24 protein-coding genes are annotated in these 24091 nt (G+C 43.1%); 16 read left to right on the top strand and 8 right to left on the bottom strand.

Features of this window, described 5'->3' with window-relative positions:
• Window positions 1-113 precede the first annotated feature (113 nt).
• The 5 genes from hflX (at window position 114) to A8709_RS14565 (ending at window position 5922) form a co-directional block, all read left to right on the top strand.
• Complete coding sequence (hflX, locus tag A8709_RS14545) at window positions 114-1442, top strand: GTPase HflX (protein ID WP_065853089.1); 1329 nt, start codon at window positions 114-116, stop codon at window positions 1440-1442.
• A gap of 31 nt (window positions 1443-1473) precedes the next feature.
• Complete coding sequence (locus A8709_RS14550) at window positions 1474-2694, top strand: methionine gamma-lyase family protein (protein ID WP_425262327.1); 1221 nt, start codon at window positions 1474-1476, stop codon at window positions 2692-2694.
• 95 nt (window positions 2695-2789) lie between these two features.
• Window positions 2790-3200 (top strand): MerR family transcriptional regulator, encoded by a 411-nt coding sequence (locus tag A8709_RS14555; protein WP_047676992.1) that lies wholly within the window; start codon window positions 2790-2792, stop codon window positions 3198-3200.
• Between the two features lie 38 nt (window positions 3201-3238).
• The gene (gene glnA / locus A8709_RS14560) at window positions 3239-4579 is read left to right on the top strand and encodes a type I glutamate--ammonia ligase (RefSeq protein ID WP_065853091.1); all 1341 of its coding nucleotides are present in this window, start codon (window positions 3239-3241) and stop codon (window positions 4577-4579) included.
• A 104-nt stretch (window positions 4580-4683) separates the two neighbouring features.
• Complete coding sequence (locus tag A8709_RS14565; protein ID WP_065853092.1) at window positions 4684-5922, top strand: aminopeptidase; 1239 nt, start codon at window positions 4684-4686, stop codon at window positions 5920-5922.
• Window positions 5923-6009: 87 nt separating this feature from the next.
• Here the strand turns inward: A8709_RS14565 and lexA are convergent, their stop codons facing one another.
• A complete protein-coding gene (gene lexA, locus A8709_RS14570) occupies window positions 6010-6627 on the bottom strand; it encodes a transcriptional repressor LexA (protein ID WP_065853093.1) in 618 nt (205 codons plus the stop codon).
• Between the two features lie 146 nt (window positions 6628-6773).
• Here lexA and A8709_RS14575 point away from each other — a divergent pair, with 146 nt between their 5' ends.
• The 3 genes from A8709_RS14575 (at window position 6774) to A8709_RS14585 (ending at window position 8333) form a co-directional block, all read left to right on the top strand.
• Complete coding sequence (locus tag A8709_RS14575; protein WP_065853094.1) at window positions 6774-7172, top strand: LysM peptidoglycan-binding domain-containing protein; 399 nt, start codon at window positions 6774-6776, stop codon at window positions 7170-7172.
• 143 nt (window positions 7173-7315) lie between these two features.
• Window positions 7316-7501, top strand: a complete 186-nt coding sequence (locus A8709_RS14580) for a DUF896 domain-containing protein (protein WP_065853095.1) — start codon at window positions 7316-7318, stop codon at window positions 7499-7501.
• Window positions 7502-7541: 40 nt separating this feature from the next.
• Window positions 7542-8333 (top strand): HAD family hydrolase, encoded by a 792-nt coding sequence (locus A8709_RS14585; RefSeq protein WP_065853096.1) that lies wholly within the window; start codon window positions 7542-7544, stop codon window positions 8331-8333.
• An 82-nt stretch (window positions 8334-8415) separates the two neighbouring features.
• Here the strand turns inward: A8709_RS14585 and A8709_RS14590 are convergent, their stop codons facing one another.
• Entirely contained in the window at window positions 8416-8955 is a 540-nt protein-coding gene (locus tag A8709_RS14590; protein ID WP_065853097.1) for a 1,2-dihydroxy-3-keto-5-methylthiopentene dioxygenase, read from the bottom strand.
• Window positions 8956-9172: 217 nt separating this feature from the next.
• Here A8709_RS14590 and metH point away from each other — a divergent pair, with 217 nt between their 5' ends.
• From metH to A8709_RS14630, 8 genes are all read left to right on the top strand, one after another.
• The gene (metH, locus tag A8709_RS14595; protein WP_065853098.1) at window positions 9173-12610 is read left to right on the top strand and encodes a methionine synthase; all 3438 of its coding nucleotides are present in this window, start codon (window positions 9173-9175) and stop codon (window positions 12608-12610) included.
• A gap of 99 nt (window positions 12611-12709) precedes the next feature.
• Complete coding sequence (gene rnz / locus A8709_RS14600; RefSeq protein WP_065853099.1) at window positions 12710-13639, top strand: ribonuclease Z; 930 nt, start codon at window positions 12710-12712, stop codon at window positions 13637-13639.
• Window positions 13640-14048: 409 nt separating this feature from the next.
• Window positions 14049-14825 carry a GNAT family N-acetyltransferase gene (locus tag A8709_RS14605; protein ID WP_065853100.1) on the top strand — a complete coding sequence of 259 codons (777 nt, stop codon included), beginning with the start codon at window positions 14049-14051 and terminating at the stop codon, window positions 14823-14825.
• A 17-nt stretch (window positions 14826-14842) separates the two neighbouring features.
• The gene (locus A8709_RS14610) at window positions 14843-15763 is read left to right on the top strand and encodes a lysophospholipid acyltransferase family protein (protein WP_065853101.1); all 921 of its coding nucleotides are present in this window, start codon (window positions 14843-14845) and stop codon (window positions 15761-15763) included.
• 17 nt (window positions 15764-15780) lie between these two features.
• A complete protein-coding gene (locus tag A8709_RS14615) occupies window positions 15781-16776 on the top strand; it encodes a metal-dependent hydrolase (protein WP_065853102.1) in 996 nt (331 codons plus the stop codon).
• Between the two features lie 189 nt (window positions 16777-16965).
• Window positions 16966-17511, top strand: a complete 546-nt coding sequence (locus A8709_RS14620) for a PulJ/GspJ family protein (protein WP_065853103.1) — start codon at window positions 16966-16968, stop codon at window positions 17509-17511.
• Window positions 17495-18043, top strand: a complete 549-nt coding sequence (locus A8709_RS14625) for a PilW family protein (RefSeq protein WP_065853104.1) — start codon at window positions 17495-17497, stop codon at window positions 18041-18043. The genes A8709_RS14620 and A8709_RS14625 overlap by 17 nt, the downstream gene beginning before the upstream one ends.
• Window positions 18044-18058: 15 nt before the next feature.
• Window positions 18059-19906 carry a hypothetical protein gene (locus A8709_RS14630; protein WP_065853105.1) on the top strand — a complete coding sequence of 616 codons (1848 nt, stop codon included), beginning with the start codon at window positions 18059-18061 and terminating at the stop codon, window positions 19904-19906.
• A 63-nt stretch (window positions 19907-19969) separates the two neighbouring features.
• On the opposite strand, the gene A8709_RS14635 is transcribed toward A8709_RS14630, so the two are convergent.
• The 6 genes from A8709_RS14635 to A8709_RS14655 form a co-directional block, all read right to left on the bottom strand.
• The gene (locus tag A8709_RS14635; RefSeq protein ID WP_167357075.1) at window positions 19970-20476 is read right to left on the bottom strand and encodes an IS3 family transposase; all 507 of its coding nucleotides are present in this window, start codon (window positions 20474-20476) and stop codon (window positions 19970-19972) included.
• On the bottom strand, window positions 20466-20807 hold the full coding sequence (locus tag A8709_RS34095; RefSeq protein ID WP_141692538.1) for an IS3 family transposase: 342 nt from the start codon (window positions 20805-20807) through the stop codon (window positions 20466-20468). Before A8709_RS34095 ends, A8709_RS14635 begins: the two co-directional genes overlap by 11 nt.
• 82 nt (window positions 20808-20889) lie before the next feature.
• Window positions 20890-21150, bottom strand: a complete 261-nt coding sequence (locus tag A8709_RS14640) for a transposase (RefSeq protein ID WP_167357076.1) — start codon at window positions 21148-21150, stop codon at window positions 20890-20892.
• Between the two features lie 577 nt (window positions 21151-21727).
• A complete protein-coding gene (locus tag A8709_RS14645; protein WP_065853106.1) occupies window positions 21728-22441 on the bottom strand; it encodes a hypothetical protein in 714 nt (237 codons plus the stop codon).
• Entirely contained in the window at window positions 22438-23604 is a 1167-nt protein-coding gene (locus A8709_RS14650; RefSeq protein ID WP_065853107.1) for an AAA family ATPase, read from the bottom strand. The genes A8709_RS14645 and A8709_RS14650 overlap by 4 nt, the downstream gene beginning before the upstream one ends.
• A gap of 120 nt (window positions 23605-23724) precedes the next feature.
• Window positions 23725-24012, bottom strand: a complete 288-nt coding sequence (locus A8709_RS14655; protein WP_065853108.1) for a hypothetical protein — start codon at window positions 24010-24012, stop codon at window positions 23725-23727.
• Between the last annotated feature and the right edge of the window lie 79 nt (window positions 24013-24091).

Here is a 24091-nt window from a genome sequence, read left to right on the forward strand (position 1 = left end):
TCCTCTCCATCAAATTGACTTTCCCTTTCATTTCCTACACAATGATGAAGGAATAGGCCTTATTGGCCTTATTTCGCTCATTTCAGCCTAGCGGGGAACTAAAGGAGACGTCTATGAAAACAACTTCACATATGGTAGAAAAAGAAATCGATGACAGAGCGGTGCTTGTCAGTCTGATCACACAAAAGCAGAAGAAAAATGAGCTTCTGGCTGAATATTCGTTGCAAGAGCTGGTGAAGCTGGCGGAGACCGCTGGCGTTCAAGTATTGGAAACGATGACACAGAACAAAGAAGTCAAGGATACCAAATGGTTCATTGGTAAAGGGAAAGTCGAAGAGTTAAAGCTGTTATTAGAGGAACTTGGCGGGAATACAGCGATCTTCGATCAAGAGTTGTCGGGTGCACAGGTTCGTAATTTGGAAGCCGCGTTAGATGTGAAAATTATTGATAGAACGCAGCTGATCTTGGATATTTTCGCGCAGCGTGCCAAGACACGCGAGGGGATTATTCAAGTTGAATTAGCACAATTGAGTTATCTATTGCCAAGATTGTCGGGACAAGGTAAAAACCTGTCGCGTCTAGGTGGTGGTATCGGGACGAGAGGTCCAGGGGAATCGAAGCTGGAAACCGACCGCAGGCACATTCGCGGACGCATCGATGAACTGAAAGCGCAATTGGAGGAAGTTGTTCGTCACCGTACGTTGCATAGAGAACGTCGTAAGAAAAGTGGTGTTTTCCAAGTTGCTTTAGTTGGGTATACCAATGCTGGGAAGTCAACACTTTTGAAGCAGCTCACGCAAGCAGATGTGTATATCGAGGATCAATTGTTCGCAACCTTAGATCCAACTTCGCGAACCATGGTACTGCCAAGCGGCAAAGAAATAGTGATCACAGATACCGTTGGATTTATTCAAAATCTACCGCATGATCTTGTCGCTTCGTTCCGTGCAACGCTGGAGGAGGCCAATGAGGCTGATTTGATCCTACATGTTGTAGATAGCTCCACAGAGATGCGAAACGAGCAAATGCGCGTTGTAGGAGAGGTATTAGAGCAATTAGGTGCCCATCAGAAGGAACAGATCACCGTTTTCAATAAAATTGATCTGATTTCGCGAGAAGACCGGGACTTGCTTTCTGCTGAAGGTGAGTTCATGAAAGTTAGCGCCTATGCACCTGAGGATCTTGATCGATTACGTGTTACGATTGAAGATAAACTAATGGGTGACAGTAAGGAGTTCCGCATTCCTGCTGATAAAGGTGATGTCATCGCGCTCATGTATCGAATTGGTGAAGTGCTTGAAACGGACGTGGATGGGGAAGATATGGTGTTTAAGGTCCGTGTGAACACTGAGGATTATGTAAAGCTGGCCTATTTACTCGTTGATTACGATCAATCAACAGGGAAGGCAGAGTTTGAAGAGAACGAGGGAGAGAGCAACTAAGATGCATTTCGGGGAAAACGTCATGGCAAGAATGGAAAAAGCAGAGCAGCGTGTTGAGAGCGCTTTTCGACACATCGAGAAAACCATTGATCTCAATCAATGGAAGGTGATTCGCGCCTTTCAAACACATAAAGTGAGTGACTATCATTTTACCTCCTCAACGGGGTATGGCTATAATGATCGGGGCAGGGAAGTGCTAGACCTTGTGTATGCGGATGCTATGGGGGCAGAAGCAGCCCTTGTTCGCCCGCATTTTGTTTCGGGTACACATACGATTGGGACTGCCTTGTTCGGTGTGTTGCGCCCCGGGGACCACTTACTTTACATCACGGGTAAGCCCTATGATACGTTGCATAAGGTTATTGGTAAACCCGGTGATGGGACAGGCTCTTTACAAGACTTTGGGATCCCTTACAGCGAAGTAGCGCTTCTAGAGGATGGTTCGCCGGACTGGCCGGCGATCCAGGCAGCGATTCAACCGAATACGAAGGTAATCGGTATCCAACGGTCACGCGGCTATTCGTGGCGGCCGTCGTTTACGGTAGACCAAATCGGCGAAATGGTCCGATTCGTCAAAGAGATCAACCCCGAGCTCATTGTTTTCGTCGACAATTGCTATGGGGAATTCACCGAGGAGCGGGAGCCGACGCAAGTTGGCGTCGATCTCATGGCCGGCTCGCTGATCAAAAACCCCGGCGGCGGCATCGCCCCTTCGGGCGGCTATATCGCCGGGCGACGCGACCTCGTAGAGCTCGCCGCGTATCGACTGACCGCCCCCGGTATCGGGGGCGAGGTCGGGGCTATGCTCGGCGCGACGCGAGCCATGTTTCAAGGGCTATTCCTTGCCCCGCATTTGGTGGGGCAAGCGGTCAAGGGCTCGGTCTTCGCCGCAGCGATGTTCGAAGACCTCGGCTTTGTAAGCCATCCGCGCTGGGATGCGCAGCGGACGGATTTGATCCAAGCGATCCGCTTCACGTCCGCGGAGCATTTGATCACCTTCGTGCAGGGCATCCAGAAGGCCGCTGCCGTTGATTCGCATGTCACACCTGAGCCTTGGGACATGCCTGGCTATGAGCATCCCGTCATTATGGCGGCGGGAACGTTCATTCAAGGAGGCAGTTTGGAGCTGTCAGCTGATGCACCAATTCGCGAGCCTTACATCGCGTACATGCAGGGAGGCTTGACCTACTCACACTGCAAGTTAGGTGTACTAACGGCAATCCAACATATGGAAGACAAGGGACTCTTGTGAAAATTTAAACTGTGAACAAACCTAACACTCCTTGACACGTTTTTGTTAGGGCGGTACAATAAGATTGAGGTACTTACTGACCAGGAGTGATTAGCATGAGTGATGAGATACGTAGGAATATGGCGTTATTCCCCATTGGGATCGTCATGAAGCTGACTGATTTAACAGCAAGACAAATTCGGTATTATGAGCAGCATGAACTGATCATCCCGGCAAGAACAGCTGGTAATCAACGACTCTATTCGTTTAATGATGTGGAACGTCTTCTAGAAATTAAAGATTTGATTGAAAAAGGCGTTAATATCGCGGGCATTAAGCAAGTTCTCATCCCTGTGGATAAGGATTCTGAAGATGCAACGATTCTTAACGAGCATACAGAAGTGAAACGCAAGGAATTAACTGATTCCCAATTGCACAAAATGCTTAAGCAACAATTGATTGGCGGCGGTAAACGTCCTGATCAGGTTTCACTGATTCAAGGACAACTATCTAGATTTTACAAATAGCCTGTCACATCGCTTACATTTGAGAGGAGAATGCACGCGTGAGCTACAACAACAACTACACTAAAGATGATATTCTTCGTATCGCGAAAGCAGAAAACGTTCGATTCATCCGTTTGCAATTCACAGACTTGATGGGAAGCATCAAAAACGTAGAAATTCCTTTAAGCCAACTTGAGAAAGCGCTTGATAATAAAATGATGTTCGATGGTTCTTCCATCGAGGGCTATGTGCGTATCGAAGAATCGGATATGTATTTATATCCGGATCTAGATACATGGGTTATTTTCCCATGGGTAACAGAAAGCAAAGTAGCGCGTTTAATTTGCGACATTTACATGCCAGACGGTACGCCATTTGCTGGCGATCCGCGCGCTATTCTGAAAAATGCGTTAAAGCAAGCGGAAGAAATGGGATACACGGCTATGAACGTAGGTCCAGAACCGGAATTCTTCTTGTTCAAAACCGACGATAAAGGCAATCCAACGACTGAATTGAATGACCAAGGTGGTTACTTCGATTTGGCACCGATGGATCTTGGCGAGAACTGCCGTCGTGATATCGTGTTAACTTTGGAAGAGATGGGCTTTGAAATCGAAGCTTCTCACCACGAAGTAGCACCTGGTCAGCACGAAATCGATTTTAAATACGCAGATGCCATTAAAGCAGCTGATCAAATTCAAACGTTTAAACTGGTTGTTAAAACTGTAGCAAGACAGCATGGTTTACACGCAACGTTTATGCCGAAGCCTTTGTTCGGAATGAACGGATCCGGTATGCACTGTCACCAATCCTTGTTCAAGGGTGAGACGAACGCATTCTACGATGAGAGCGATAAATTAGGCTTGAGCACAGTAGCAAGACAATATATGGCTGGTGTGCTTCGTCATGCGCGTTCTTTTGCAGCGATCACGAACCCAACCGTAAACTCATACAAACGTCTAGTGCCTGGTTATGAAGCGCCTTGCTATGTAGCTTGGTCTGCAAGCAACCGCAGCCCGATGATCCGAATTCCAGCTTCCCGCGGTCTAAGCACACGTGTAGAAGTTCGTAATCCGGATCCAGCGGCGAATCCTTACCTAGCATTAGCTGTTATGCTTGCTGCAGGCTTGGATGGCATTAAGAACAAAATGCAATTGCCTCCGCCAACAGATCGCAACATCTATGTGATGAGCGAAGAAGAGCGTGAGAGCGAAGGTATTCCTAGCTTGCCGTTGAACTTGAAACAAGCATTAGACGAGCTGCTTCGTGATGATGTGGTTTGCGATACGCTTGGCGAGCATGCCCTTGCTCATTTCTATGAATTGAAAGAAATTGAGTGGGATATGTACCGTACACAAGTTCACCAATGGGAAAGAGATCAATATCTGTCCCTGTACTAGAATTGAGTAATAACCTTGATAGCTAATGACAACTAGATAAGAAAAGCCCGTCAGTCCCGATATGGAGAACTGATGGGCTTTTTCATGCGAAGGAGACGAGTAACATGGAACATTTTAATCGTAATTTGGAAAAGTACGCAGAGCTAGTGATTCGGATTGGCGTTAACTTGAATAAAGGGCAAGATCTATTGGTCGAAGCTCCTATAGAAACATTGGATCTGACAAGACTGATCGTACAGAAAGCTTATGAAGCTGGCGCGAATTATGTCCATGTGCATTGGCAGGATGATGTTGTCACACGCAGTAAGTTTGATTATGCCTCAGATGAGACAATGGACTACTATCCGGAATGGTATACAACGATGTTGGAACGTTTCGTCGAAAACGGCGGAGCCTTGTTGAACATTAAGGTGCCGAACCCAAATCTCTATGATGGCATTGATGCTGCTTTGATTTCTAGAGCTTCCAAAGCAGCCTCAACTGCGAGAGCTAAGTATCAGCACTATGTGCGTACAGGCGAGTTTAGCTGGTGTTTAATTAAAGCGCCAACTGAAGCATGGGCATCTATTGTGTTTGCAGATCTGCCAGAAGAGCAGCGTGTTCCTGCGATGTGGGATGCTGTTTTTAAGATCAATCGCGTCTACGAAGAGGATCCGATTGCAGCTTGGCGGACACATCTGGACACGCTGAAAGCCACTCGTAAGGTGCTTAATGCTCGCAACTATAAAGCACTTCGTTATCGGGCAGTAGGCACGGATCTGCGTGTTGAGCTGCCTGAAGGACATATTTGGCTAGGCGGAGACAAAGGGAACGCTAGAGGCATCCGTTATGTGGCCAACATGCCAACGGAGGAAGTATTCACATTGCCTAATCGAACAGGTGTAGATGGGACGGTTGCGAGTACGAAGCCACTGAATGTAAATGGGGCTTTGGTAGATCGTTTTTCATTTAGATTCGAAGCGGGTAAGGTCGTGGATTTCCAAGCAGAGGTTGGCTATGAGCATTTGGCACGTTTGCTGGATATGGATGAAGGTGCTCGATATTTAGGCGAAGTAGCCCTTGTACCATTCGATTCCCCAATTTCGAACCTGAATCGCATCTTTTATAATACGGGCATCGATGAGAATGCCTCCTGTCACTTGGCTTTGGGAAGCTGTTACCCAATCAATTTGCAGGGCGGGACAACGATGACAAATGAAGAATTAAAAGAGCATGGCGGGAACAGTTCTTTGATTCATGTGGATTTCATGATTGGTTCCGCGGAGATGGAGATCGATGGTGAGTTTGCTGACGGATCCATTGAACCAATTTTCCGTGCGGGGAACTGGGTTTTGACGTTCTAATTTTAATAATGGTAGGAAAAGATAATGAAAAAGCAAGGCCCTCAAGAGGTTGATCTCTTGAGGGCTTTGCTTTTTGCGTGTTGTGATCTACATATCACGGAACAATCCAATAACACGACCAAGAATGGTGACATTCTTCAATAGAATTGGTTGTAGAGCGGAATTCTCGGGTTGAAGGCGGATATGATCCTTCTCTTTGTAGAATCGTTTGACGGTAGCTTCATCGTCTTCTGTCATCGCGACAACGATATCGCCGTTATTCGCTGTTTGTTGTTGCTTAACGATGACATAGTCACCATTGTGGATACCGGCTTCAATCATACTGTCACCCATGATGCTAAGCATGAACACATTGTTGTCACCGACCATGCTAACAGGGAGAGGGAAGTAATCTTCGATATTCTCAGTGGCTGTGATTGGAACACCAGCCGTTACTTTACCAACGAGGGGAACACGGGCGACGGAAACTGCGAATTGGGATTCGGCGCCATCAAGCCCTAGGATTTCGATCGCACGTGGTTTGGTGGGGTCTCGACGAATCATACCCTTTTTCTCAAGACGTTCCAAATGACCATGTACGGTAGAACTGGATGCTAGTCCAACCGCTTCGCCGATTTCACGAACGGATGGCGGATAGCCCTTATCTTTCACTTCATTCTTAATGAATTCCATTATTGCTTGTTGACGCTGGGAAATTTTACTCATAAGATATCACTCCAATACTGGGAATCATTACCCAAAGTATAACATAGAACTCGAGTTCGTACAAACATAAGTTCGAACAATCCCTTGACTCAAACATGTGTTCGTGTTATTCTAATACCAGAACAAACGTTTGGGAGATGATTAATATGTATATGGCTTATTCACAATCGAACACAACAACAACACTTCAAGGTTCTGCTCATTCATCCAAAGGGATGACAATTAAACGAGGTTATACGAAACTACTACTTCGTTTCATACTGATAGCAGCTATTCTTGGTACCGTGTTTTCGTTTGGTGCGATCGTACAAGCCTATGCAGGTGAAGGCGCATCGACTGCGTCTACGACTCCTTCCGTACAACCGATTGCTAAATCTACACCACAAGTGAAGGTTGTTGTTCAAAGTGGTGATACCCTTTGGGATATTGCTAGCTCTCATTTGAAGAAAGGTGAGAACACACGTTCTTACACGGAGAAAATCAAATCTTTCAACCATCTGACAAGCAGTTCGTTGAAAGAAGGTCAAGTTCTTCTGCTACCATAATGTTCACATTCAAAGTGGCTATATAGATGTATGAGAGAGGCACAGGCACCAGTTCCTGTGTCTCTTTGCTTTGTATCCTTGACAATCCTAATAAGGGATGGCAAAGTAGTACTCATATTGAAATTTTGACTGGGAGGATTACAATGAGTGACAGCATGGATAAGACGATTGAACGTATCAATGAATTAGCTCGGAAGGCGAAGACCGTTGGTCTCACGGATGCCGAGATTGATGAGCGTAATGAACTTAGGAAGAAGTATATTGAAGCATTCAGAGGTAACCTGAAGGTACAACTCGATTCCATTAAGTTTACTGACGAAGAGAACTAAACCTACACATAGATACTACATTCAAAAGGGGAAATGAATGATGTCGTTGAAAGCTGTGTTATTTGATTTGGATGATACGTTATTATGGGATGATCGCAGTGTGGAGGAGGCTTTTGCGGCGACGTGTGCAGAAGCGGCTAAGCATGTGGACGTGAACCCTGAGGAACTAGAAGCGTCTGTTCGTAAAGAGGCGAGAAGTTTATATGAATCTTTCGAAACGTTCCCATTTACTAAAATGATCGGAATCAACCCATTTGAGGGTCTTTGGGCTAATTTCACTGAAGGGGAAGATGAGAACTTTAGGAAATTACAGAAACTTGCACCTGGCTACCGAACAGAGTCTTGGACAAGAGGGCTTGCTGCTCTAGGTGTCGAGGATCGTGAACTAGGTCATAAACTGGGCGAGTTCTTCGCTGCTGATCGCCGCACGCGTCCTTACGTATATGAAGAAACGTTCCGCGTATTAGATGCTTTGAAAGGTAACTATAAGTTACTTCTTTTAACAAACGGATCGCCTGATTTGCAAAAGGAAAAGTTAGCAGGTGTTCCAGAAATTGCTTCATACTTTGACCATATTGTCATATCTGGTGACTTTGGACAGGGGAAACCGGCTGTGTCTATTTTCAAATATGCCATGGGCCTTCTTGATATCGAAGCAGAGGAAGGCATCATGATCGGGGACAAGCTGACAACGGATATTCTAGGATCTAATAGCGTAGGCATGCGGAACATTTGGATTAATCATCACGGGCTTCAAGCGGGTGATGAGATCGTTCCAGCGAATGAAGTCAAGCGTCTGCAAGAGATTTTACCGATTATTACGAACGGTTAATTCAAACCAAAAAGCCCAACAGCTCTGCAAGACTTCACGGTCTTCAGTGCTGTTGGGCTTTTTTTAAAAAAAATATGAGAAATTAAGCTTTGATAAAGTCTGGATCATCAATGTTGTAAGCAATCCAGCCATCTTTTTCGATGAAAAGACGAACGGCAACGATTTGACGGTTATCCATCAAAGTGAAGAAATGATTCGTGTTCTCTGGAACGGAAATTACATCACCTGGCTCTAATTCAACATCGTAATAGCCGAGTTCTTCGGATTTAATGATGAAAATGCCTTTGCCAGAAACAATTGCGCGAATTTCATCTTCGGTATGCGTGTGTACTTGCTCGAACTTTTTAAGAAGTTCTTCAATATTGGGTGTTACATCGGATAGGGAGATGACATCCCAGATTTCATAACCTCGTCTAGCAGCCAAATCTTTGATTTCAGCTTCATAAGTAGCAATAATTTCTGCTTTGTTCTCATCCGTAAGTGTGAAATTCTCGCGAAGTGCTTCAGGAAGCTTGTTCGCATCCCAGTGTTCGTAGACAACTTCTTGGCTATCTAAGAAGGCTTTAACTTCAGCTTCGCCCTCAATGCGTTCATTCGTATTTCGAATTCTAATTTGTGCCACTTTACATCCCTCTTTCATAAATAAATATATACATATTATAGAGGATAACAAGCTCACTGTCGATGGAAGGATATAAGTTTTTCCGATAAAACCTATAGGAATTATTCGTAAGTCAAAATCTTTTCATAGACGCCTTATTCTGTTACACTAAATCTTAACATAATTTGTCGATTTTTTTCTCATTTCGTGTTTGGATAAGTTGAAAGGGAGTCTTGCCATGAAGAAACCACCGATTCAAGAACAGCTTAAGAAAAAAATTATGATCCTAGATGGTGCCATGGGCACCATGATTCAGCAAGAAAATTTGACTGCTGAAGATTTCGGAAGCGATGATCTGGATGGATGTAATGAAATCCTATGTGTTACGCGACCAGACGTTATTCAGAAAATTCATGAAGCTTATTTCGCCGCTGGCGCTGATATGATAGAAACGAATACGTTCGGAACGACAAGTGTTGTTCTAGCGGAGTACGACTTACAGGATCGTCATCGGGAGCTAAATTTAGCTGCGGCTAAACTCGCAATTGATGCGGCTAATAAATATTCTACACCAGAATGGCCGCGCTATGTTGTAGGTGCAATGGGACCAACAACCAAAACCTTGTCTGTGACAGGTGGCGTAACCTTCGAACAACTAGAAGAAAGTTATTATCAACAGGCGCTAGCACTTATTGAAGCGGGCGTTGATGCGATGCTGCTGGAGACTTCCCAAGATACGCTGAATGTTAAAGCGGGCTCTATCGGTATTCGCAGAGCTTTTCAGACATTGAATGTTGAGCTTCCGATCATGATCTCAGGTACAATTGAGCCGATGGGAACAACACTTGCCGGTCAAAATATTGAATCCTTTTACATCTCGCTTGAGCATTTGAAGCCGATTTCGATGGGCTTGAACTGTGCGACGGGGCCTGAATTTATGCGGGATCACATCCGTACGCTATCTGGCATTGCGGAAACTGCGATTAGCTGCTATCCGAATGCAGGTCTGCCGGATGAGAATGGACATTATCATGAATCACCTGAATCTTTGGCCAAAAAAATGGCAGGATTTGCTGAGCAGGGCTGGCTGAATATTGCTGGTGGCTGTTGCGGAACGACGCCAGACCACATTCGTGCCATGGCCGAGACACTTGCGAACTATAAGCCTAGAACAGATTACGGTTCCCATCCACCAGCGATTTCAGGAATCGAAACGGTCTATATTGAGCCAGAGAACCGCCCGATCATGGTGGGAGAACGGACGAACATTTCCGGATCTAGAAAGTTTAAACGTTTGATCAAAGAAGGTAAATTTGAAGAAGGTTCAGAAATCGCCCGTAATCAAGTAAAGAACGGCGCTCATGTCATCGACATTAATTTACAGGACACGGACATTGATGAAGCTTACGCGGTAGAAGAATTCATGCAAGAAGTCGTGAAAAAGGTTAAAGTTCCTTTGATGATTGACTCGACCTATGATCATATCATTGAGCTTGGTCTTAAATACTCGCAAGGTAAGGCCATCATCAACTCGATTAACTTGGAGGATGGGGAGACGAAATTCGCAGGGATTTTGCCTTTAATCCATCGTTACGGGGCATCCGTCGTATGTATTCTGATTGATGAACGTGGTCAGGCCGTCTCACGCGAAGCGAAAATCGAAGTGGCAACACGCTCGTATGAGCTTCTAACTGAGAAATATGGGATGAATCCAGAGGATATCATTTTTGATCCGAATATGTTCCCTGTTGGCTCAGGTGATCCCCAGTACATTGGTTCCGCGGTCGAAACGATCGAAGGCATCAAGCTTATAAAAGAGAAATATCCGAAAGCCAAAACGATTCTTGGATTAAGTAATATTTCCTTCGGGTTGCCGGATGCAGGCCGTGAGGTTCTGAACTCTGTGTATTTGTACCACTGTACGAAGGCTGGTCTTGACTATGCGATTGTAAATACGGAGAAATTAGAGCGTTACGCTTCGATTCCGGAAACAGAGCGTCAGCTAGCGGAGGAACTCATCTACAATACGAATGATGAGACACTGGCTAAATTCGTAGCCCATTTCCGTGAGAAAAAAGTCGAAAAGAAAGAGAAAATTTCGAACCTTTCTTTGGAAGAGAGACTTGGTTCTTATGTGGTTGAAGGAACGAAGGAAGGCTTGATTCCTGATTTGGAGACAGCACTTCAAACCTATTCCCCGTTGGAGGTCATTAATGGGCCGCTGATGAAAGGGATGGAGGAAGTTGGCCGTTTGTTCAATAACAACGAGTTGATTGTTGCGGAGGTACTGCAAAGTGCTGAGGTAATGAAAGCTTCCGTTAATTACTTAGAGCCGTTCATGGAGAAATCAGAATCAGCCGTGAAGGGTAAAATTATTTTGGCAACTGTTAAAGGTGACGTACACGATATTGGTAAAAATCTCGTCGAAATCATCCTTTCCAATAACGGATACAAGATTGTCAATTTAGGGATTAAGGTACCGCCTGAGCAAATTATTGAGGCGTATCGCCGCGAGAAAGCGGATGCCATCGGATTATCTGGTCTCCTTGTGAAATCGGCTCAACAGATGGTTATCACAGCTCAGGATTTACGCACAGCGGGGGTAGATGTGCCAATCCTCGTGGGTGGAGCTGCGCTTACCCGTAAATTCACCAAAACTCGGATCCAACCAGAGTATGAAGGCGTTGTTCTTTATGCGAAGGATGCGATGGATGGACTTGATATTGCGAACAAACTGAGTGACCCCGAACAGCGTAAACGATTGATTCAGGAACTTAGAGACAGCTTAGAATCCGACGTGATGGATACAGGCCGCAAAGAAGAAAAGCTGCCGCAGCTTACGCGTGTGAGTTCATCGGCCGTGTCTAAGGATCTACCCGTTCAAGTACCGCAAGATACAGAGCGTCACATCATGCGTGATTATCCGATCAGCCATCTGATGCCATATGTGAATATGCAGATGCTGCTTGGTCATCACCTTGGTTTGAAGGGGAAAGTGGAGCAGTTGCTGAGTGATAAAGATACGAAAGCGATGCAGTTGAAGGATACCGTCGATTCCATTCTTTATGCAGCGCAGCACAATGGCATTATAAAAGCACATGGCATGTACCGTTTCTTCCCAGCACAATCTAACGGCAACGATATTATCGTCTATGATCCGCAAGATACCAGCAAGGTGCTTGAAACGTTCACATTCCCGCGTCAAGATAAAGAGCCGTACTTATGTTTAGCGGATTATCTCAAATCGGTTGAAAGCGGCGAAATGGATTATGTAGGTTTCCTTCTCGTAACGGCTGGACATGATATTAATGATTTGGCGAAAGAATGGCGTGACAAAGGCGATTATTTGAAATCCCATGCCTTGCAAGCGACAGCTTTGGAAGTAGCGGAAGGATTTGCTGAACGCGTTCACCATATCATGCGTGATGTCGTTGGAATTCCGGATCGTGTCGATATGACCATGCAGGAACGTTTTGGTGCCAAATATGTGGGCCAACGGTTCTCCTTTGGCTATCCGGCTTGCCCAAATCTAGAGGATCAAGCGAAGCTGTTTAACTTGCTCAAGCCAGAAGATATCGGCGTAGAGCTGACGGAGTCCTTTATGATGGAGCCGGAAGCATCCGTGTCGGCGATCGTCTTTGCACATAAAGAAGCGCGTTATTTTAACGTAGGTTAAGTAGATGAAGGCGAGGCAGCTAGCGTGAACCATGGGTTCCGCGGCAACCTCGCTTTCCATTTTGCCAGGTGATTTCGAACATAGAATGGGGTTTGGTTTGTGGACTTGTATTTTTTGGGAACGGGGGCTGGGATGCCCTCCAAACAACGAAATGTCACCTCGATCGCTTTGAATTTATTAGATGAGCGTGGGACTTATTGGCTTGTGGACTGTGGAGAAGGTACACAGCAGCAAATCTTGAATTCGCCAGTTAAGCTTGGACGAACCGAGAAACTTTTTATTACACATCTGCATGGCGACCATCTATATGGGTTACCAGGTTTGTTAACGAGCCGTTCTTACTTGGGAGGAGATACGCCACTGACGTTATATGGCCCTCGCGGACTCAAGCAATTCGTTGAGACGGCGTTAGAGGTCAGTGGGGCTCATTTGAGCTATACCCTTCACCTTGTTGAACTTGACGAGGAGGGCATCATTTTCGAAGATGAGACCTTTCTTGTGGAAACAGCTCGATTAGAGCATCGAATTGAATGCTTCGGTTTTCGAATCGTAGAGAAGGACCAACCAGGTAAGCTCCTGCATGAAAAGCTCAAAGAACTTGGTATTCCAGCTGGACCTATCTATGGTCAATTAAAGCAAGGACATTCCATACAGCTGGAGGATGGACGTACCGTTCATGGCAAGGATTACTTGGGCGAACCTGTTCCAGGTCGTGTAGTGGTCATTCTAGGGGATACTCGCTATTGTGAGGGGGCCAAACGTTTGGCGCGCGGTGCGGATGTACTCGTGCATGAAGCGACGTTTGCCATGGATAAACAGGAGCTTGCTTATGCATTCGATCATGCGACATCTAGTGATGCGGCTAGGACCGCTCAAGAAGCGGGTGCGCATGCGCTAATCATGACGCATCTAAGTTCACGTTATCAAGGGGATAGCGTGACTGAATTGCTGTACGAAGCACAACGGATCCATGCGAACAGCTACTTGGCGAAGGACTTCTGGAGTTTTGAAGTGCCGCGTAAAGTGTAAAATACGAATAAGCTTCTTCCGTTTGAAATTAAGCGGTGGAAGCTTATTTTTTATTGTCCGCGTCAATTTCTTCGCTTTTGCCTCATACACTAATCAAAACAATGAAACCGAGGTGAAGGTATGGGAATATCACTTGCCGAAGTGCTCCTTTCTATCTTTATCTCCTCGATCTTTTTCATTATGATTAGGGAAATCAGCAAATCATACAAAGACTCGGAATAAGGGAAGTCGGCGCGGACCGACTGGACGTCCATTGAAAGAGCGCATCGCCTAAGGCGAATGCGTTCTTTTTTGCATAAACATAGATAAGGTTCAATTCTTACAAATTCTTCACAACGCGCAAATCAAGCGGAAATAAAGCTCTGTTAATCTGGAGTTGTTAAACTCTAGTTGAGGGGCGTGAGGAAAAATGAGTGGAGTACCTCTACAAACGGCGCCACATCCTACGAAGCTGATGGTGAAGCTTGCAACCACTGCACAAGAAATTGAGCAAGCGCTGCGACTGCGGTATCAGATTTTCGTGGAGGAAGAGAAAAATTTGCGTTTACGGAATGAAGAGAAGCTTGAGCAAGATGTCTATGATGCTTATTGTGATCACTTGATCGTCAAGGATCTCGAAACCGACGAGGTTATCGGAACGTATCGCCTTCTTCCGGGGGATCGAGCTTTGAGCGGGATCGGATTTTATTCGGAAACAGAGTTTGATTTAAGTGCTTATACCGATTTGAAAAGGCAGTCCCTAGAGCTTGGCAGAAGCTGTGTTGCACCGGAATACCGCGGCGGCAGAGCGATCCAATTGCTGTGGGAGGGCATTGCCGGTTATTTGAGCGAACGCCAGTTTACGCATTTAATAGGATGTGCGAGTGTTCACATCCCACATATAGATGAATTGAATGAGATTTATTCCATGTTGCGTCTGAAACAGGTGTTGACAGATCGTTATGGCATTAAGCCGCTGGAGACACATCGGATTGCTGGTCTTACTTGTCTTGCGTTGGATAGTAGCGCAGAGAAAGAGATGTTCCGTAAATTACCTCCATTGATGAAAGGCTATCAGTGGCTGGGGGCCGAAATTGGTGGAGACCCAGCGTATGATGCATTGTTTGGGACGGTGGATTTCTTCATCGTTTTGCAAAAGGATAAAGTAGCACGTCGCTATAAACGACATTTCTTACAAGAAGATTGAGCTGAGGTGGACACTCGTTGTATGAATGGATTGCAAAACTAACCTCAAGTGAAGGTGAACAGAGCCGATTGGCGCGCATACTGCCTATTTTCCCGTTGTGGCTGTTGTCACTCTTATGTTCAGTTATTGCATATATAGGTTATTTAGTTGCTCGTAATGGCTTTATAAAGTGCGTGGAAACTAATCTGGCAGATGTCTTAGGATCAAGCTCAAAACGTAAAGTAAAAGCATTGACGAGGCAATATGTGCGTAATGTTGTCTTTACGTTGTACGAGATTGTCTTCCAATCCAGTCGGTTGAATGAACAAGATTTTGAACTGCAGGGAGAGGAACATTTGCAGGCCGCCCAAGAGCTGGCGAAGGGCAAAGGGTTCATTATTTACACACCGCACGTAGGGAATTTTTTTGGTTATTATTGGTATTTCACAAAAAGATTCGATTGTCTCACTGTTGCATCCGCAGGTAGCCCTGAACTCAAGCCTCTGTATCTAAAATTTGCGGCTTTGGGGTGTAAAGGACTGGATTACGACAATGTTCCCTCCATGGAATTATACAGAGCTTTGAAAAAACACATTCAAGCTGGAGGCGTCATCTTCCTATTGGGAGATTTCTGGCGGCCCTCATTTCCGCTATCCCAATTTTTTGGCAGATCGACACGAACACCCGAAGGTGCCGCGATGCTTGCTTATGAGCAACAAGTGCCGATTGTCCCCTTCTATGGGTATCGTGCGCGTGGATTCAAGCACCGTCTTGTGGCTGGGGAACCCATCGTACTAAATGCAGTAGAAGGGCGCGCTACTAGAGCAGCTAGAGCGGCTACAAATCTGCAGTTGAATGCTTTCATGGAACAGGTTATTCGGGAACAACCGGCCTCTTGGTTCTACTGGTTTAACGTACATGAGCGGTGGGAGCCAGATCGGCAGCAAATTCAAGCATAAGGAAGGATGATGGGCAGATGGATTCAGGAAGTCATCTCTTAGTTGGTGTTAGTCTTGCAGGACTTGCTTGTTTGGAAGGGGCAGTCACGCAACAACCCTCGCTGGCTCACGCTATTCTTATCGGGACGTTGGCTGGTTCTTATGCCCCTGATTTAGATACAGTAGCGCGATTGCGTGGATATGCGAATTATGTTCGCACACATCGTGGGCTGACGCACTCGTTGCCTGCCTTATTTATTTGGCCATTAATCATCAGTTTGCCGCTCGCTGCAGGGTTTGGGTTATGGGATCATATTTTGAGCCTGTATTTTTGGACGTTTCTAGCTGTGGTATGTCATGTAGGGCTAGATCTTTTCAATGTGTACGGGGTACAATGTCTGCGACCTTTCACTAAAAAATGGTTGCATCTCGACACCCTTTGTCTCTATGATCCGTTCCTATTTGTGCTGCATGCAGGCGGCGCTCTCCTATGGTTTGTTATTTGGGGCGGCGAAAACGCAGCATATATTGGAGAAATGTATGCCGTCATTTTTGCGATAAGTTTATTTTATATTGCCATTCAATCCTCACAACGGAATAAGATCATGAAACTGGTGAGAAATGAGTTGAATCTCTCATCCGGTGTCTGTCATCTTGTTCCAACATTAAGCTGGTTCTATTGGCAGTTTGTTTGCGAAAGTGAAACGAGTTTCTTTTTGGGTGAAATTCGCAATGGGCAAGTGCACGTCCTAGAGCAGTATAGTCGGAAGGATTACAACAGTCAGGGCTCACATCCGATTGTAAAAGCCTCCATGGGAACAGATGGCGTGCGTGCCTTTTTACACTTTGCCCAACACATTTATGTATCTTGGAAAGAGAAGAATGGCGGCTATGAGGTACAATGGCGGGATATGCGCTTCTGGCACAAACGCAAGATGTCCTTTGGCGTCGATGTTCAGCTTGATCGAGAGATGAATGTCGTGAATGATCGAATTGGTCTGGATAAAAAAGCATGGGAACCGCCATTTGTATAAAATGACTGATTAAGTAGCCTCATTCCTTACGGGAGTGGGGCTTTTTACTTGTGGCTGCAAATATGAAATGTGCCCATTTTGTCATTTTAAAAAGAGGGGAATGCCCTAATTATGTTGAAAATATGGTACAATAGTCCTAGGTATTTAGGCGTACGTGAATGAATTTAGTAGAAATAGGAGCGGTGTAGGATGAAAAAGAAAGAACCGCGCGATGAAGGATTTACGCTGATTGAAGTTTTGGCCGCGACTGTCATCTTGTCTGTGGTTTCTTTGGCTATGATGGCTTTTTTCATACAAGCAATGTCCTATAACAAAGGGAATCAGAACAAGACGGTCATGGTGAATCTGGCGAGGAATGCGTTGTTTTATATGGAGAAGCAGCCGTTTACGGAGATGAATGACTATTTGAAGGCTAATGGTGGAATTGATTTGGAGAAAGGGAATTGCAGTATGAATGCAGGGGCTCTGATTTGTAGTCCGACTGACATGACTATAAGCAGCATGACAGGGCTTTGGGATGTATTTAATCCAGAAGTCAATGGGAAACAGTATGAGGTGACGGTGAAGTATCAGAGCGATTTGATTCATGAAGAGTTAGAGATGAACCCTACTAGCACGAAATTTCAATACTTAATTCCAATTTCAGTTCAAGTTGTGGATAAAAATGCGCCAAACCCTAGCTCACGATATCAAGCCGATGTGGAGGGGTATATTCTTGATGAATCGATTCGTTAGAAGCTTAAAGAACGAAGAGGGACTTTCGCTGGTTGAATTAATTGCCGCATTAACGATCCTCTCCTTAGTGATGGGGACGATCTATGGCGTTATTACTTTCGGTTTTACCTCTTACAATAAAGTGAACGTTGAAAATGCTTTGCGGGATGAAGCGGACATCGTAATGTCCTCGATCATGACTGAATTATATACGGTTGGTCCTACGACGATTGAAACCTTGTCGAGCGGAAATGGAATTATACTGACGAGGAAGGATCTTTTCGATGAGGAGCCATCGACTAGCCAAATATTTGTTGATCTCGAGACGCCAGATGTGAAAAGTCAAATTCGGCTAGGTGATCCAACGTTAAATCCACCTTCGGTTAAGCCAATCAAGATCGTCGCTGATCTCAAAGGTTCTACCATTCAGCTCGAATGCGGTTCGATCAAAGAATGCCACAGCGGCCTTATTATCGTGGACTTGCATCTGCAGCAGAACGACGCGAAAGGGATTCCGCACACGTTGAATTTAAAGAGCAGGTTTGGCTTCTAAAGGAGGAGTAGCGTCATGTTAAACAGACTTAAAGAGGAGCGAGGTGCAGCATTGCTGCTCGTCCTCTTTATCATCATCGTGTTTACGATGATCGGTATGGCAGTCATGAGTGCGAGCATTGGCGGCGCCGTTAGAAGCCAAACGAAGCAAAAGGATGTGCAGAGCGTTCATTTGGCAGAGAAGGCTCTAAATGAGGCTGTGGCGATGATACAAGGGAAGTTAACGGGGCAACATGCGATTAATTTGGATTTACTAGCGGATCAATTGAAAATAGAAATAGCTAAGATAAATGATAAAAGTAAAAATGAAACGCGTACGGAATATGCGAAGTCAGATGTCATCACTAATGCCGAACTAAAGCAAGAAGAGTATCCGCAGAAGATTACAATCAGTGTGACAGCAACAATCGATGGGGTTACACGCAGTTTGGAGCAGAATCTCATTATTAATTCCTATCCAGATGCATTGAAATATGCAGGGGGCTCGCAAGATGGCAATTTTATCATAAATGGTTCACCTTATTTTCTTGGTGGAGATGCGAATGCCGGTGGGATCTATGCGGGGAGACAGTTATTAATTAAGAACGAAGCGGAGTATTATTACGAAAGTGACGATAAAAAAATGGGGAGTACTACCTTTCCTTCACTTGAAGGAACGGCCTATGTGCAATCTTTATCGAGTATTAGGTACTGTGATACCCCCAATTGTACAGATTATAAACCGATACAAGAAGCAACTGGGAACGGGGAAGCTAAAAAAGCAGAGAACATACTGGGTAGAACAAGTGAGACACAAATTAAAAGCAATAAAGATTTTATAGGAATTAATATGAATGAATCTTTTGAGGATAAGCTGACGGAAGCAATAGGTGGGGATGCTCGGGATTGGACATATATCGATGAGCATTTCAATGATATGAGCGCTGTTATGAATTATATCTCTGGAAAACTACAGCTGATAAATGGAGATGAATCACACATTAGTCCTATAAAGCCATCGGGAACGGACTCTACGGATACAGTAACAGAGTATGACCGACGATTAGCTAAGTATAAGCTGTTGGTTAATTCAGAAATCGGAAATGAAACATTCTTACATCGAGGAAACTTCAATCTAAATAATTTGGATTATTCCCAATTGCTTTACGCTACGGGAGTCGATTCATTAGGGGAGAAATTCGGAAAAACATTTAGAAAAGATGCCAATGACGATGGGTATTATCGAAGTAACTGGTTCATCATCGATGGTGATTTGAATATTACGAACACTACGTCTACAGCTATTCAAGTACGAGCTAATATCCTCGTTACGGGGAATGTCAACATTGTTGGTCAAGTCGATATGGATTCTACGATTTTTGCATTAGGTAACACGGTTATTGAGGATGCTTCCATTAAGGGGCTGGACAATAAAGAACTTGTACTCATGAGTAAAGGGAGTATCCTCATCACGAGGGTGAATACGAATGGAGATGGATTATTCAAAGATATTCCTGATAATCAGTATGAGCTTGCATTTGGTAAAGATTCAAAAAATAACGGCGATATCAAGCGATTGGATGCTTTCTTTTATACGGATTCTACGGCAGAATTGTATGGTGTGGGGTCAATTTTTTGGATTCGAGGCGGATTCTTCGCCAAGGGAGATTTAACGATTAATGCCGTTAGAGGTAGAGCGGAAGTTGTTGGGACGTCAATTCAACCAGAGGAACCCCAATCGAACATTCTAGGAGAACGTGCTCGATTTATCATTTCTTATAATAAAGATATTTTTATTGATCAATCGGCTGCGTTGCCTCGTGTGAAGTCAGTTCAACTGCTGCGTGGGAAGAAGATTATGAAAGTAATAGAACCAACTGAATAGAGAAAAGAGAAAAAGGCTGCCAGCATGTGGTCATACCCCTGTCAAGTAGACAGATGAAAAAAGCTATGCTGCCAACGCGCACCGATACTCAATCGGTGCGCGTTTTTTAAGTTTTTTTTGAAACCGCTGATAATTATAAAAGTAAATATAATCTTCCACCGCTTGATGAATTTCACTTCCTGATTTACACTGTTGGAGATACAACTTCTCTGACTTGAGATGCGAAAAAAAGGATTCGATGCATGCGTTATCTAGGCAAGTAGCTTTGCGAGAGTGGCTGCCTTTAACGCCGAATGCTTCTAATCGCGTGTTGTACGCCGGAGACGTATACTGGAAGCCTTGATCCGAATGGAGCACGGCTTCCGCTACGTCTCTTTTTCTTGTCCACTGTTCGACTGTGTCTAGCACAAGTTTCACATCGTTGCGTTCAGACAATTGCCAAGCAACAATTTCATTACTAAATAAATCTTGAATAACGGATAAATAATGAAAATTCTCACCATCCGAAATAAACGTAATATCCGTAACCATTTTTTGCTGTGGTGCTGTTGCATGAAATTTACGTTTCAAGCGGTTCCGGGTACACAATGGAAGGCGTATAATTAGATGTTTTTCGCTTCCTTCGAATGACCGATTGGATATTTAAAACCTTCATGAGGCGCCATGCTTTCTTGTGATTTACGAGATAACCAACCTCTGCTAAGGCATCAACCATACGTGGATATCCGAAGTAGGGATGTGCGAAATGTATGGCCATCATGTGTTCCTTAAGTTCATGATCGAGGTCATTTCTAGCCTTACGCTGAGGCTGTGTGGCTCTCCATTTGTAATAACTGGCTCTAGCAATACCTGCAATGGCAAGCAAGCTTGTAATGCCGTGTATTTGGCGTAAACCTTCCACTATTTCATAGTTATCTCGCTGGCTTGGTGCTTCTCCTTTACTAGATTTGGATACCGCTTTTTTAAATAATCTACCTGTGCTTTTAGATAATCCCGTTCTTCTCTACAGTGCGAAAGATCGTGCGTGGACGTCCTGCACCAGGTGAGGGTTTCTTCTCTAAACGTACGTCAAATACCTCACCAGCTAGCCATTTCTTCACCCATACCTTTAATTGTGTACAGCTCCTGATATCTAGCTTTTCAGCTACAGTTTTATAACTCGATGTTCCCTGCGTGTATTCATGAACGGCAGCTAACTTAAACTCTTCCGTATACTGATTAAATGTTTGCCCCTTTTTAGCCAAAGAAAAATCCCCTCCAAGTTTGTACTCAAGCCCTAATGGTACCATAAGGGCTTTTTTGAGTGTCTTCTTAAAGGGGATACTACCAATGATGAACAGCCTTTTTCTCAAGCTAACTTGATGAACATAGGGAGAGTAATAATATGCAAGAAAATAAATCTGGATATGTCTTTAACTACTGTAATACAACCTTTTCTAACAAAATGCATCATACCGGATGTTCATTTCTAAACCGGCTTAAAGATGAAGGAGCAAGAAAAATATTAGATAATTTGTTCTGAGAATTACACAGAGCTGATTTAAAGATTGTTTTATAAGATCACTTCGATATTTTCGTTGAAATAAAAAAGACTCAAGTAATAAATAAATGTGCGTATTCTCGTTTAAAAGAAGAATGTATTTTTGATAATATCTAACTTATCAAAAATAATGATCGAACTTTTTACATGCCAAAAGGGAGTAGCACAATTAATTTATAATTCCACAGTTCCAGAACAAGGTCCATTTGCAATGATGTGAAGAAAAAACAAATTTTTATTGTAAAAAAATCTGTTACTTGTAGTTTTCCAGATTTTTGCTTTTAATTTTCTGATGCTGCTGTCATTTTTCTAGTTCGTATTTCTTGGGACAATCCACCGATAATACTTATAAACTCTCTAAAAGAATTTAAATGTGTAGTTGAGTCAATTCTTTGCAACATTTGGGAAAGATATCCAGGGTCTTGAACTGCTTTTGAACGCTTTCCTTTGGAGTAAGAAGTGTTTCTTTCAAGAAGCATTTTGCTTAAATAATATTCATGGTAAGTAGCGGTGGTGGAGATTTGAGTGACATTTCCGTCAAGTCCCATAAATTCCGGATCATTTTCTCTTACACAATAAAAATCAGCACAATTAATGAATTCAATTGTTGTTGGATTTCTTGAATAGACCCTTTGATTACCTAAGCACCATGTTTCTATACAATGATTTTGAACTACAACTAAAATCTTGGATAGGTCAAAATTATGTTTCTTCACTTCATTTAGTACTTCAGCACGTCTGTCATCTACTGCAACATCATCAGCATCCAAAATTACCATAAGGTAATCATATTTATTTGATAATTTAATATCATCTATTGCATTTCCAATGTCATCTAAAATACTGGGGTAACCCTGACAACTAAATAGATAATAGTTCTGATTCTCTACTTCATTATGGTTATTGACTTGGATTAGATCCGGTAATAATTGCTTTAACCAAGCGGGATAAATATATTTCTCGGATTTTCCTTCAACTAAAATATATAAGTTCATGCTTCTTCTCGCCCTTCAGTGTAAGCAGTAAGATTTATTAGTTGTTTAAAGGCCTCATGTTTAGAGTGACCTATCTTATAATCTGAAGCATTTTTTACAACAATTTGATCTGAGTGTCGACTCACTATCTTCCATTGATTCATAGATATTTTATTAATGATATAAGGATGGTGACTTGTTAGTAAATATTGAGCATCTGGATTCAAATTTGTAGGTAGCAAATCAATACAATTAATGCCTAGACTGTTTTCAAATTCATCGATAAGGATAACGCTATTTTTTGGAATTAAATAGTTCATTCCAACAAACGTTAAAGATTTAAACATACCAGACGATATTTCACTCGAGGGAATCCAATCACTATTTTCTTCTTTAATTTGCAGTATCCACGGTTCACTGTTATCTTTATTATCGCGATCTTTATGAAATCTTAAATCTATTATGTATTCAAAAATATCAATAAAATCTTCTTTAATTTTGTTGAAAATTTCTTCGAAATATCTATAGGCAAAATACATTTTCCCTAGAATGGGCATATTAGACTCACGTAATGCTGCTAGAGCTATTGCACTTTTTTCCTCATCTAAACCGGATAATGCCTCTGATTCTCTCTTTATGTTTGAAGGTAAAACTACTCTTCTTTCATTCTCAAAGTGAAATGAATATATTGAATTGAAACCTTTAATTATTGGCGCGATATGTTCCTCTTCTGAAAAAATATTAATATAACTTTTACTAGTTGTAACTTTTGGAACAATTTTGTCTCTAAGAAAATTAATATCTGATATGCTTCTTTCAAATATTGTTAAAGTATCGGGATGATTAACTTTAACAAGTTTCTCGTAAGTAAACTCAATGCTGCTTGTATTACTTTTTTCCTCATCATTTCCATAAAGAATTTCCAATTCTTTTTTTATATTTGTTTCGCCACTCCAAATGTAGGTGCTTTCATTTTCAATAAACTTAATACTCCAATTTATTGCGGGAATTCGACGATTTGATTCTTTTCCAAGAGCTAAATTTTTTAAGTTTTCGATAGCATTTAATATTTTTGTTTTCCCAACACCAGAGGCTCCAACCAATAAAGTCAACATCTCTAAATTTATTTCAGGTAAGTTCCAGTTAGATCCTATTTCACAATACCTAAAGGATAAAATCTTCATTTTCTCACTACCTTAATTTTAATTTGATCTAATAGTAACAGACTCGTGAATGGAAATCCAATATTTGCTACTTATAATGCTATATTAAGGAGAAAATTAATGAAAACGCAATGTGTGTTTTTAAGTAAGTCGGTTAATTATTCCTTTCTTTAAAATGTCTTTAGCTTCAGCAGAAAGAAGTGTGCTGTTATACAATTTCACAATGGTTTTTGCCATATCAATTTCACTAAAAGCAGGGGCATTATTAACCGTTCTTCCATTTTTGGTGTATCTCATTAAGATTTCTTCTTCGTTTTGTGTAACACCATTAATGATTGGCGTGCATCTATCAAACACAATGTCATACTCACTGTTAACATTATGAGAGATGCGATCGTGCAGTTTATACTTCATTTTAGAACTGCTCAATGTTTGCCCTCCTTAGGATTCCTGATGGATTGTTAATTATAATTTCAACATGAATCCCGCATTAACCTGCACTTGCCAG

It is taken from the genome of Paenibacillus pectinilyticus, from assembly GCF_001700435.1.
Classification (GTDB): Bacteria; Bacillota; Bacilli; order Paenibacillales; family NBRC-103111; genus Paenibacillus_E; species Paenibacillus_E pectinilyticus.